Source organism: Halonotius sp. GCM10025705, assembly GCF_042662885.1.
In the GTDB taxonomy this organism is placed as follows: Archaea; Halobacteriota; Halobacteria; order Halobacteriales; family Haloferacaceae; genus Halonotius; species Halonotius aquaticus.
Genome location: NZ_JBHSZD010000001.1, coordinates 191430 through 203516, shown reverse-complemented (window position 1 = coordinate 203516; position 12087 = coordinate 191430). Strand labels below are relative to the sequence as shown.

The 12087-nt window shown below is 62.8% G+C and carries 11 protein-coding genes and 3 pseudogenes; 2 read left to right on the top strand and 12 right to left on the bottom strand.

Going from position 1 to position 12087, the window contains the following annotated elements; genetic code table 11:
- Positions 1 to 33: 33 nt before the first annotated feature.
- Positions 34 to 1029, bottom strand: coding sequence for a transcription initiation factor IIB (locus tag ACFQJB_RS01230; protein ID WP_120101238.1), 996 nt, complete (start codon positions 1027 to 1029; stop codon positions 34 to 36).
- 224 nt (positions 1030 to 1253) lie between these two features.
- Between ACFQJB_RS01230 and ACFQJB_RS01225 the strand changes: the two are divergent.
- Positions 1254 to 1987 (top strand): annotated as a pseudogene (locus tag ACFQJB_RS01225) (cobalamin-binding protein).
- Between the two features lie 6 nt (positions 1988 to 1993).
- Here the strand turns inward: ACFQJB_RS01225 and ACFQJB_RS01220 are convergent.
- The 7 genes and pseudogenes from ACFQJB_RS01220 to ACFQJB_RS01190 all read right to left on the bottom strand — a co-directional run bounded on the left by ACFQJB_RS01220 (position 1994) and on the right by ACFQJB_RS01190 (position 7127).
- The gene (locus ACFQJB_RS01220) at positions 1994 to 2323 is read right to left on the bottom strand and encodes a hypothetical protein (RefSeq protein WP_379723010.1); all 330 of its coding nucleotides are present in this window, start codon (positions 2321 to 2323) and stop codon (positions 1994 to 1996) included.
- A gap of 2 nt (positions 2324 to 2325) precedes the next feature.
- Positions 2326 to 2643 (bottom strand): MarR family transcriptional regulator, encoded by a 318-nt coding sequence (locus tag ACFQJB_RS01215; protein ID WP_379723007.1) that lies wholly within the window; start codon positions 2641 to 2643, stop codon positions 2326 to 2328.
- Between the two features lie 89 nt (positions 2644 to 2732).
- Positions 2733 to 3887: an SPFH domain-containing protein gene (locus ACFQJB_RS01210; RefSeq protein WP_379723004.1), complete on the bottom strand. Its 1155-nt coding sequence runs from the start codon at positions 3885 to 3887 to the stop codon at positions 2733 to 2735.
- Between the two features lie 59 nt (positions 3888 to 3946).
- Positions 3947 to 4555 (bottom strand): NfeD family protein, encoded by a 609-nt coding sequence (locus ACFQJB_RS01205; protein ID WP_120101233.1) that lies wholly within the window; start codon positions 4553 to 4555, stop codon positions 3947 to 3949.
- An 87-nt stretch (positions 4556 to 4642) separates the two neighbouring features.
- Positions 4643 to 4846, bottom strand: coding sequence for a DUF7312 domain-containing protein (locus tag ACFQJB_RS01200; protein ID WP_379723001.1), 204 nt, complete (start codon positions 4844 to 4846; stop codon positions 4643 to 4645).
- 72 nt (positions 4847 to 4918) lie between these two features.
- Positions 4919 to 6669 (bottom strand): annotated as a pseudogene (pyk, locus tag ACFQJB_RS01195) (pyruvate kinase).
- Positions 6670 to 6752: 83 nt separating this feature from the next.
- Positions 6753 to 7127 (bottom strand): response regulator, encoded by a 375-nt coding sequence (locus ACFQJB_RS01190; protein WP_120101227.1) that lies wholly within the window; start codon positions 7125 to 7127, stop codon positions 6753 to 6755.
- Positions 7128 to 7278: 151 nt separating this feature from the next.
- On the opposite strand from ACFQJB_RS01190, the gene ACFQJB_RS01185 reads away from it, so the two are divergent.
- Entirely contained in the window at positions 7279 to 7980 is a 702-nt protein-coding gene (locus tag ACFQJB_RS01185; RefSeq protein WP_379722998.1) for a TVP38/TMEM64 family protein, read from the top strand.
- A gap of 9 nt (positions 7981 to 7989) precedes the next feature.
- Here the strand turns inward: ACFQJB_RS01185 and ACFQJB_RS01180 are convergent, their stop codons facing one another.
- From ACFQJB_RS01180 to metG, 4 genes and pseudogenes are all read right to left on the bottom strand, one after another.
- Positions 7990 to 8412 (bottom strand): GtrA family protein, encoded by a 423-nt coding sequence (locus ACFQJB_RS01180; protein ID WP_379722995.1) that lies wholly within the window; start codon positions 8410 to 8412, stop codon positions 7990 to 7992.
- On the bottom strand, positions 8413 to 9282 hold the full coding sequence (locus ACFQJB_RS01175; protein WP_379727914.1) for a sulfatase-like hydrolase/transferase: 870 nt from the start codon (positions 9280 to 9282) through the stop codon (positions 8413 to 8415).
- 50 nt (positions 9283 to 9332) lie between these two features.
- Positions 9333 to 9866: pseudogene (locus ACFQJB_RS01170) on the bottom strand (sulfatase-like hydrolase/transferase); the annotation flags it as partial.
- A gap of 76 nt (positions 9867 to 9942) precedes the next feature.
- Complete coding sequence (metG, locus tag ACFQJB_RS01165; protein ID WP_379722992.1) at positions 9943 to 12084, bottom strand: methionine--tRNA ligase; 2142 nt, start codon at positions 12082 to 12084, stop codon at positions 9943 to 9945.
- Between the last annotated feature and the right edge of the window lie 3 nt (positions 12085 to 12087).

Genomic DNA, 12087 nt, shown 5'->3' with positions numbered 1-12087 from the left:
GACGACCGACCGCTGATCGGGACGACCGACCGCTCAGACCAGCATCTCTTCTTCGGCTTCCAGCAGCTCGTGATACCGGTTGCGGATCGTAACCTCGGAGATATCAGCAACCTCCGAAACCGCGGCTTGGGTCGTCTTTTCGTTCGTCAGGAGCGCGGCCGCATACACCGCGGCGGCAGCCAGCCCAACCGGCGATTTGCCGCTGTGGACGCCCTGCTCTTTGGCGTTTTTCAGCAGCTGTTTCGCTCGCATTTCGGACTCCTCGGAAAGCTCCAGCGAGGAGGCAAACCGCGGGACGTACTGCTCGGGATCGGCGGGCCGCACCTCAAGCGAAAGTTCCCGGACGACGTAGCGGTAGGTACGGGCAATCTCGCTTTTCTCAACTCGCGATACGTCAGCGATCTCATCGAGGCTCCGGGGAACGCCGGCCATCCGCGCGGCGGCGTACACACAGGAGGTCGAGACGCCCTCGATTGAGCGACCCGGCAGCAGATCCTCGTCGAGTGCGCGCCGGTAGATGACCGACGCCGTCTCACGGACGTTGTCGGGGAGGCCGACCGCCGACGCCATCCGGTCGATCTCGCCGAGGGCCTGTTTGAGGTTGCGCTCCTTGCTGTCGCGGGTGCGGAACCGCTCGTTCCATTTGCGGAGCCGCTGCATCTTCTGGCGTTGTCGGGCGCCCAGCGAACGGCCGTAGGCGTCCTTGTTTCGCCAGTCGATGTTGGTCGACAGGCCCTTGTCGTGCATCGTGTTCGTTGTCGGCGCGCCAACGCGGGACTTCTGGTCTTTTTCGGCGCTATCGAAGGCCCGCCACTCGGGACCGCGGTCGACGGAGTCTTCGGTGATGACGAGCCCGCAGTCGTCACAGACAGTTTCGCCGTGTTCGTCGTCGGTGATGACGTTGCCGCTGCACTCGGGACACCGCAGACCGGCTTGTTCGTCCTCGGTTTCGGTTGTCGACTCGGTACCACGCTGCCGCTCTCTGGAGGGCGATCGATCGGTCGTCTTGGTAAAGGTTTGATCACTCATTGTCTGGGGCCCCCTGCGAGATGACGAACGGGGGAGCTATCGTCTCCTACACAATGACAGACCGATACTTAAGCAGTGTGGTATTGTTTTGCGACAGCATCGCTACCGGCCGAATTTGGGTGAATGACCCTGATAGTTTGGTATCAGAAACACAATATGAGTCCGACGGATGGCAGCGACTCACAAAGCGAGCATATTTTGAAACCACCACTCCCAACGAGGGTATGGAACAGCCGCGGATCGTCTCGCTGGCGCCGAGCGCGACGGCCACGCTTGCAGCCCTCGGCGTCGCCGATCGTGTCGTTGGTGTCACCGCACACTGCGAACTCGACCGGCCAACAGTCGGCGGCTGGCTGAACCCCGATTACGAAATGGTCGCCGACCTCGATCCTGATCTCGTCTGTACCAGCGACGGCCTCCAACGAGAGATCCGCGATGCGCTACAGGAACGCGGCCATCGCGTCCATCACCACGAGCCGAGCCGACTTGATGCGGTGCTGGCGGGCTTCAAATCACAGCCGCGGCTGCCGGTGTCGACGACGCCGGCGAGCAGTTGGTCGCCGACTGCCGACAGCGACTCGACGCTGTTGCCGAAACCGTCGGTAGCGACGACGAGCCGGTCGTCTACTGCGAGGAGTGGTCAGACCCGCCGATGGCCGCCGGCAACTGGGTGCCCGATGCGGTCGACGCCGCGGGTGGTCGCTACCCCTTCGTCGACCCGGGTGATCGCTCACAGGAGGTCGATCATGAGGCTGTCGCCGAGACCGACCCCGACCACGCTGTGTTGCATATCTGTGGCACCGGCGACAGCGTGTCCGCTGATCGACTGCAAGAGCGCGGGTGGTCACTAGATGCTGAAGTCCACGTTGTCGACGACTCACTGCTGAATCAGCCGAGCCCCAAACTGATCGATGGGATCGAACTGCTCGCTGCACGATTATATCCCGAGTGCTTCTGAGCCAGTCTACCGAACACCGAGATAGCCAGCCGCTTCGGTGGCGATTTGCTCACTCATTGCATCGATGAGGCGGCCTTCTGCTCGGTCGATGTCGGCGTGACGGATCGAGACGACCGTCCACGGGTTGACGTAGCTATCTCTGGGGAGGCCACCAGTTGCGAAGTCACGGTCAGTGAGCCGCACCGCAGCCTCACGCTGGGTCGTCGTGATCGCTGCGTAGAGGGCTTCCTCATCGCTGAACGGATGGCTATCGTCGCTCAGACAAACGTAGGGGCGGTAGTCGGCGTCGCCAAACAGATCTGGGCCTTTCACGACGACGCCACGCTCGTAATCCATGGTTACTCCTCGCCGTAGTAGTCGTCGGTCGTTGACGCCGAACTCGCCTGTGTCTGGGCCGCGTAGGATGCAAGCCGATCGTCCTCACCAAGAGCCCAGTACCGACCGCGATGGCGAACGAGCCCGCGGTCGTCCAGCCGGGACAACACCGCGCCGACGCTGCCGCGTTTGATCCCCGTCGCCTCGTGAATCTCCGTCTGCGTAAACGCCTGCTCGCTGTTCGTCGCAAGGAAGCGAAGAACCCGATGCGGTTGGGTGCCTTCCTGTATGTCGAGTACGTCCGCGGGCTCCTCATCAAACTGATCGATGCTGATCGGCATGTGTAATAGGACGTAAGATATCGTAATAAACCTGCGGGCGAACCGTCGCTTGCGATACAACGCAAAATCAAAACAGTCAGCGGCGACCGCTACTCGGTCTCTTCTTCGGTGACGAGTTCCTCGTCGTCGACCGGTTCATCGAGATCCGGCTCCGGAATATCCGGCTCGCCAACATCGGCCTCGCCGCCAGCGATGTCAGCCTCGCCGGATTTGATCTGTTCGGCCTCCTGTTCGAGCTGTTCGATATCCATCTCGGCGGCCTGATCGATCTCGCCGAGGATCTCGTCGATATCGTCGAGGCCGAGCATCTTGCGCGTCTCGGCGTCGAACTCCTTGCCTTCGAGGCCCTCGGTTTCCTGCACATCGCTGCCGGTGAGCGTCTTGCCGTAGCGGCCAACCAGCGAGGTGAGCTCCTGCGGGAGGATGAACGTCGAGGACTCGCCTTGGCCGATGCGTTCGAGGCTCTCCATGCCGCGTTCGATGATCGCGCGTTCGCCCATCGCCTCGGCGGATTTCGCACGCAGGACAGTCGAGATCGCATCACCCTGTGCTTCGAGGATCTGACTTTGTTTCTCACCCTGGGCGCGGATGATGTCGCTTTGTTTGTCACCCTCGGCGGTTTCGACGGCACTGCGGCGTTCTCCCTGTGCTTCAAGAATCATCGCACGGCGGCGACGCTCCGCGGAGGTCTGTTGCTCCATCGCCTGCTGGACATCCTTCGATGGGTTGACCTCACGCACCTCGACGCTCTCGACGCGAATCCCCCACTCGTCGGTGGGTTCGTCGAGTTCTTTGCGGATCTTCGAGTTGATCTCTTGGCGTTTGTTGAGTGTGTCGTCAAGTTCCATATCGCCCAGCACGGCCCGCAGCGTTGTCTGGGCGAGGTTGGAGACCGCCTTCTTGTAGTTGTCCACTTCGAGGAACGCCTTCTTCGCGTCCATCACTTTGATGTAGACGACGGCGTCGGCGGTGACGGGTGAGTTGTCCCGGGTGATCGCCTCTTGTCGCGGCACGTCCAGCGTTTGGGTACGCATATCGAACGCGTAGGTGCGGGAGACAAACGGCGGAATAAGGTTGAACCCCGGTTCAAGCAGCTTCCGGTACTCGCCGAAGACCGTGAGCGCCTCTTTCTCGTAGGCATCGACGATCTCGACGGTCTGCCAGATCGTCACAGCGACGACTGTCAGGAACAACAGCCCGACAGCAAGGGTCGTCAACTGCAGTTGGAGGACAAGCGGATCCATAACATGACGTTAGGTTGAGACCCCAATAAGGGTTGGCTTCGTGGCCCTATCTGGGAGGATTACCGCTCAGCGTCGGTCTCTGTGGCAGCCGCGCTGTCGGCGTGTTCAGCCGCAAACGCCGCCGCGGCGGACTCATCCTGCACACCCTCTTCGCGGCCCGCAGCCAACTGCCGGTCAATGTCATCCTCGATGGTTTCGAGCGATTCAACGGTGACGACGTTGCCGCCGCCGGGGTCAATCACCATCACATCCGCGCCTTCAGGGATCTCGCCGTCCATCGACCGCGCCGAGTAAAAGGGGTTGAAGCCGCCGCCCTGGAGTTTGACCTCGCCGCCAGTAGGAGTGACCCGTTCGGTGACCCGGCCGGTCATCCCCTGCAGCGTCTCGGAGTCACTCGTCTGGGCTTGGCCCTTCCCGCCGTAGAGATCGAGTTCGTGGTAGACGTAGAAGGCGATAATCCCGAACAACAGCACGAACAAGCCGAGCGCAAACGGCCCGAGAAACGGGAACAACAATCCGACCAGCCCCGCGCCGAGGAGCCCGATGCCGACGACAACGAAGTTCGCACCCGGCGCGAGGGCCTCCGCCAGCGAGAGCAACAACCCGGCGGTCACCAACAGTAGCGGCACCGCCTCCGGGCTGATGAACTCCGTGATCAACACGACCATACACCCCATATGTGTTCAACGGATTTAACCCTTGAACACGGCCACGTGGACGCCACCAGCACGCACCGAATACAGGCGATGACAGTCTTACAGGCCGGTGACGACGACACCAAGCGTCAACAACACGCCAAGCACGACGAAGGTTGCATGCTCCAGTGAGATCGATTCGGGTTCGATGATGGTGTCGTCGGGATCGTCCTCAGCATCGGGGCCGACAGCATCGATCGAAAACCGCCACTCGCTGTCGTCGTCGGCTGGAGACTCGACATCGCTGTCGACGGGATCGGCCATACCGTGACAACGGGTGGGAGAATAATAACCCTTGTCTCAACGGTGACAGTACCGGCGTGGTGATCGACGGTGTTAGCGCGGCGTCGACTGCAGCACGTCGCCGTCGAAGACGATCCCGCGTTCGGCATCGATGCTGATCGTCTCGCCGTCAGCGATTGAGTCCGGAACGGTGGCATCGCTGAGCATCGGAATCCCCAACTCGCGGGCGACGACGGCGGGGTAGCCGGTGAGCCCGCCGCGGCTGTCGATGATACCGGCGATCTGTGTGACATCGCCGGTGAACTCGCCGTCGAAATCAGCCGAAAGCGAGAGAATCGCGCCCTCGGGAACAGTCGAGAGGTCGCCGTCGGTGATCCGCGCCAGCGGGCCCGACGCTCGGCCACCGGTGATGGATTTGCCGCTGGCGACCTTCTCGGCGGCGATGTGGACTTTCAGCATGTTGGTTGTGTTGGCCCCTTCGACCTCCGAGAACAGCCCGGAGATGGCGACAACGGTCTCGCCGCTTTTCGCCGCCCCAGCACTGATCGCCGCCTGGACGCTGCTTTCGAGGATGGTGTCGGCGTCCGCTTCGTACTGGTGATACTGCGGGGTGACGCCCCAGACCAAGGCGAGTTGGCGACGCACCCGATCGTTCGGCGTGGTGGCGACGACGGGTACTGGTGGTCGGAACTTCGCGGCCTTCCGGGCAGTGTAGCCGGATTCGCTGGCGGCGACGATGGCGGCCGCACCGATATCACGGGCGAGATAGCGGGCCGACCGCGCCAGCGGTTCGGTGCGGGAGCGATCACTGGCGGCAGGGACGCGCTGTTCGACAGTTTCGGCGTACTCGTCGGTTGACTCGACGCGGCTGACGATGTTGGCCATCGTCTCGACGACTCGAACCGGGTGATCGCCGATAGCAGTTTCCCCGGAGAGCATGACCGCGTCGGTGCCATCGAGCACGGCGTTGGCAACGTCGGAGGCCTCCGCTCGCGTCGGCCGCCGGTTGCCGATCATCGAGTCCAGCATCTCGGTTGCCGTGATGACCGGCACGCCGTTGTCGACGCATTTCTTGATAATCCGTTTCTGGATCATCGGGATATCCTCAAGCGGGCACTCAACCCCGAGATCGCCGCGGGCGACCATGACGCCGTCGGCCGCGCTGATGATCGAATCGAGGTTTTCGACCGCGCCGGCGCGTTCGATCTTGGCAACGACAGGGATGTCCGCGCCAAACTCTTCGAGTTTGTCGGCGATGGCATACACGTCCTCGCCGTCGCGGACGAAGCAGCGGCGACGAAGTCGGCCTCCTTGTCGGCGGCGAGTTTGAGCTCCTCTTTGTCGCCGGGGGTGATGAGATTGATATCGAGGTCGACACCCGGGATGTTGACGCCCTTTCGACTTTGGAGCTTGCCGCCGTTGGCGATCTTGGCGGTGACCTCCTCGCCGTCGACGTTGGTGACGGTGGCTTCGATCCGGCCGTCGTCCAGCAGGATCCGGTCGCCTTCGCCGACGCCTTTGATCGATACCGAGAGGCCGACCCGCTCGGGGGTCGCGGTATCGCCCGGCGCGAAGACGACCTCCGAGCCCGCTTCGAGTTCGACGTGACCGTCGATCTCGGCGGTTCGCACTTCCGGCCCTTTGAGATCGACCATCAGCGCAAGCGAGCGGTCGCCCTCGGCGTCGACCTCCCGGACGCGGTCGATAACTGTCGCTCGGTGCTCCGTCGAACCGTGGCTCGCGTTGAGCCGGGCAACGGACATTCCCGCCTCGTTCAGCGCACGAATTGTCTCCGTGTCGCTGGAGGCTGGCCCGAGCGTACAGACGATTTTCGCGTTTCGCATGGCTCGGCGTACGTCAGGCGGCTTAAAAAGCCCCACGATCCGCCCGTCAACGACGCCTGCCGGCGGGCTGGAACGATTGTGACTCAGCCGGCCAACGATCCATCGAGTGCGTCGTCGAGTTCGGCGGTTAGCTCCGGGCCCTCGAAGGGTTTTGTCACGTAGCCGTCGGCACCGGCTTTCGCGGCCTGTCGCATCTTCTCGGTCTGGGAGACGCTGGTGACCATGACAACGGTCGTCGACGGCGACCGGTCTTTGATCGCCGAAAGCGCCTCGATCCCGTTGAGTTTCGGCATCATGATATCCATCGTCAGCAGATCCGGCTCGGTCTCAGCAAAGACCTTGATCGCCTCACGGCCGTTTTCGGCGGTACCGACGATCTCGACGTGGTCGTCGATCGCCTCGGAGACGACCGTCCGCTGAAACGCGGAGTCATCAACAACAACTGCTCGGGGTGGCATAGCCGCTGTACGGACGGCACGCGCATAACAGTTGGTCTCTGGGTCGTCGGCTTCGGGACGGTCAGCCTGACTGTTCAGTCGACGCGAAAACAGCGCGGTCGACAACAAAAACGGGTAGGTTCAAGCATCTCCCGGCATCACCTGTGAGCAGATGAAGGTGTTTGCCTCGCGGGCGGATCGATGGCGGACGCTCCTGCTTATCGTCGCCGTCATCGCCGCGTTTGTTGGCCTCTACGTTGGAGCCCGTCGGTATGCCCCCTTCGTGTTCAATGCCCAAGCCCTCCGGGCGTGGATCGCCGGCTTCGGCATCTTCGCACCGTTGGTGTTTGTGTTCCTGCAAGCCGCTCAGGTCGTCCTCGCGCCGATCCCCGGACAGGTCGTCGCCCTCGTCGCCGGCTACCTCTTCGGGCCGGTCTATGGGACGATCTACAGCCTGACAGGGGTGTTGATCGGCAGCGCGATCGCCTTCAGCCTCGCCAAGCGGTACGGCCGATCGTTTGTCGAGCGGGTCATCGCCGACGACGTGATCGATCGGTTCGACGCCTTTGTCGAGCGGGTCGGTGCGCCCGGCCTGTTTGCGTTCGTCATCATTCCCGGGTTGCCTGATGATGCGATCTGCTTTCTGAGCGGGCTGACGACCTGGCGACTCCGGACGTTTCTGGCCGTCATCGCGGTCGGCCGGCTCCCGGCGTACGTCATCACCGTCTACGCGGGCGGTGAGTTCGCCAGCGGGCGGTTCATCGAAGGCATGGCACTTGTCGGGCTCATCATCACGATCTCGGCGGTCGGCTACTACAAACAAAACGCCGTGCGTGATCTGGTAACCCGACTGGAGCCGCGGCTGCCGTTTTGAGCAGCCATCTCAGCCCCACGTCCATTTTGCATCAAGCACGTACCGATACAACCCGCTGATGAGGATGGCGACGGCGTTGCCGACAAGATACAGCAGCCCGAGCCACTCAACGAGTGCGTAGAGGATGGCCAACTGCAGCGGGATCGCCGTCCCGCGGACGATGTTTGTTTTCAGCAGCCCGACGAGGTAGTCGACCCGGCCGGTGTTCTGTGAGTCCTGAAACGTCCAGGCATTGTTGAGAATATACGAGAGGATGATCGTGATCTCGATGGCGATCGTCGCCCCCAGCAGGTAGTTCACCCCAGCGCTGTCGACAAAGAGCCACAGCAACGCCATCTGGATGGCAGCAGTGAACGCGCCGACAGCGACAAACCGCCGAAGCTGGACGGCAAGCGGGCCATACAGGAGGGCACGGAGAAACGAACGAAGCACCTATTTGTACCCCAGCGCGGCGAGTCGTGTTTCGAGTTCCTCGTCGACAGCGTCGTCGTCGGTGGTGTCGGCGTCGGCTGCGGCCGACAGCATCGCGGCGTGTTCGGCGGCGAGCTCGCCGAACCGATCGTATACCTGCTGGGCGTCGGCAGCCAAATCACCCTGCTGAGCGACCATATCATCCTGCTGGGTTGGATCCCGCTGTCGGTCGTAGAGTTCGATCCCGCCGGTTTCAGTGTTCTCGATATAGATCCACCGCTCATCGCGGACACTGACCAAGAGATCACCGTCGTCAAGCGATCGCGGGATCGGCTGGGTGGTGACCTCCTCGCCGCGGACGGCGACCGAGACGATCGGCGTTTCAGCTGGAGCCGCCCCATCCCGAACGGTCGGCAGCAGCGACTCGCCAGTCCACACGTCAGGGGCCGCAACCCCGAAGCAGTCGGCGATCGTCGGCGGGAGCGCGTCAAGCCCCACAGGCTGGTCGATTCGGCGGGCGTCGCTGCCAGGGAGGTCGACGATGAGTGGCACGGTGATCAGTTCATCGTAGAGCTTCGGGTAGTGGGCGAGATGGCCGTGTTCTTGGAACTCTTCGCCGTGGTCGCCGGCGACGATGACGGCGGTATCGTCGTCGTGGCCGGTTTCCGACAGCGTCTCCAGCAGGCGACCGATACTGGCGTCAACCTGGGTGACGGCAGCTTGGTACAACATGCGGAGGTCGTCAGAGTCTGCGGGCCGACCTCCAGACCGAAGGCGGTGCGGGCGTGGGCCCGCAGCATGCGGTGGGTGCCAACCGTGTCGTCGGAGACCGCGCGGATGTATCGGGGGGCAGGGACGTACGGCGTGTGGGGATCCATGTAGTGGATCCACAGGAAAAACGGCTGGTCGTCGTCCTCGCGAGCCTCGATGAACTCGGTTGCGCCCTGCTCGATATCGAACATCCGGGAGGTGTCGAGGAAGGGTCGGTCGTCGGCGTCGCCGCTGAGCCACGATTTGACGCGGCGAATCGGCGAGGTTGCCAACTGTACCCACGCCTCAAGTGTCGGGTGGGTCGCGAGATACCGGCTGTAGATGCTCGATCCGACGCTGGCGACGAAGGGTTCGAACTCATCGAAGCCGTCGTCGTATCCCCAATGCGAGGTCAGAAAGCCGTTGGCGGCGTTGTACCCGCCGGTGGCGATGTCAGCGTCGGCGAGGACGCGCGGCAGCGTCGGCGAGTCGTCGACGCCGATGCGGCCGTTGTCAGCGAACACCGGCCGTGAGGCAAGCATCGAGGGAAACGAAAACGGCGTCCAGTTGCCGGTTGCAAAGGCGTTCTCGAAGACCGTCCCCCGATCAGCCAGCGACGCCAGCGTTGGCGTCTGGCCGACCTCGCCGTAGGGGCTGATGGCGTCGGCGCGCAGCGAGTCGACCGTGATGAGGACGGTGTTCGACACGTCGGTATCGGAATCCATGGTGACAGCGGCTGTATAGCCCTCAGACGGGCCACCGCTATGAAAAGCCTGCTATTGCGACGCTGTCGCCCGACTACTACTGGATTCGGGTGCCGATCGGGGCATCGCCGTGGGTCGTCAACAGGTCAGCTTCATCGCCAGCGGCCAGCAGCATCCCGTTGGATTCGACGCCGAACAGCTCGGCCTTTTCGAGGTTGGCGACGATGATGACGCGGGTGCCCGGCAGCGAATCGAGATCATGCAGCTGTTTGATCCCTGCAACGAGTTGGCGTTCCTCGTGGCCGATATCGACCTGTAGCTTGGCGAGTTTGTCGGCGTCTTCGACGCCCTCGGCGTCGATGATCTCGCCGACTCGAATATCAAGGTCTTGGAAGTCCTCGAAGCTGATTCGCTCCTCGGAGAGTGCTTCGAGGTCGGCAGCCTGTGCGTCGGTGTCGGCGTCAGTGGTGTCGTCGCTCATGGTGTCGTTATCGGTATCGTCTGTGTCGTCCGCGTCGTCATCATCCGCTTCGTCGTCGGTCGCATCGGCAACCCGCTGGTCGAGCTTTTCATTGAGTTCTTCGACGCGTTCGGCCTCGATCTTGGCGAACAGTTCGTCGGGCTCGTCGAACTCGCCCTGCGGGGCCTCGCGGGCAACGGCAACGGTCGCGTCGGCGACATCGCCATCCTCCCCGAGTTGGCTCCAGAGCCGATCGCAGGTCTCGGGGGCAACCGGCTGGAAGAGAACGGCGAGGGCTTTCGAGAGTTGAACGCAGTCGTAGATGACCTGTTGGGCCTGTTCGGGATCGTCGTCAGTGAGCTTCCAGGGCTCGTTGCGCTGGATGTACTCGTTGCCGAACCCCGCGAGGTCGATAGCGGCGTTGCCGGCCTTGCGGATCGAGTAGTCGTTGATCGCGGACTCGAAGTCGGCGACAGCCTCGGCGATGCGGTCGTCGACTTCGTCGGAGACAGTCGCGTCGGGCGCGCCGCCGTAGTTGCGGGCGGCGAACAGCAGCGAGCGGTAGACGAAGTTGCCGAGCGTCCCGACGAGTTCGGTGTTAACGCGGTCGCGGAACTTGTCCCACGAGAAGTCAACGTCCTGCTGGAAGCCGCCGTTGGTGGCGAGGTAGTAGCGCAGGAGGTCGGGATGGAACCCCTCATCGAGATACTCGTCGGCCCAGACCGCACGGTCGCGGCTGGTCGAGAAGCCCTTGCCGCCCAACGTCACGAACCCGGAGGCCATGATCGCCCGCGGCTCGACGTAGCCCGCGCCGTTGAGCATCGCCGGCCAGAAAATCGCGTGGTGCTGGATGATATCGCGGCCGATCACATGGACGATCTCTCCGTCGTCTTTCCACGGCTGCTCCCAGTCGTAGGTGTCGCTGCCAACGCGGTCGGTGTACTGTTTCGTTGAGGAAATGTACTCAATCGGTGCGTCAACCCAGACGTAGAGGACAAGGTCATCGGCATCGTCGCCGTCAGCGTCGGGGGCGTCTTCGGGGTAGTCGATCCCCCAATCGAGATCGCGGGTGATACACCAGTCCTGTAGTCCGGATTCGATCCATTCGCGCGGCTGGTTTTGGGCGTTCGACGTGCCTTCGAGTCGGTCGAGGAAGTCGGTGAGATAATCCGCAAATTCGGAGACCTCGAAGAACTTGTGCGTCCGTTCGTGGTACTCCGCAGGGTTGCCGGTGATCGAGGAGACGGGATCTTCGATCTCGCCGGGTTCGAGATGGCGTTGACAGCCGTCATCGCATTCGTCGCCGCGGGCCGTTTCGCCGCAGTACGGGCAGGTGCCCTCGACGTAGCGATCCGGGAGATGTTGATCCTCGATGGGGTCGTAGGCCACCATGATCTCCTTCTCGTAGATGTGGCCGTTGGCGGCGAGCTCGCGGACGATCTCTTTGGTGGTTTCGGTGTTCGTCTCGTCGTGAGTGTGGCCGTAGTTGTCGAACTCGATGTCGAACTGCGGGAACGTCTCCTTGTAGGTTTCATGCCACTCTAAGGCGAACTCCTCGGGGGAGACACCCTCCTTGTCGGCGTTGACGGCGACGGGTGTGCCGTGCATATCCGATCCGGAGACGAACGCGGTCTCCTGGCCGAGCGTTTCGAGTGCGCGGGCATACACGTCGCCGCCGACGTACGTTCGCAGATGGCCGACGTGCAGGTCGCCGTTTGCGTACGGCAGCCCGCAGGTCACCACCGCGGGACGGTCGGTTGGGAACTCCTCGTGACTCATTGG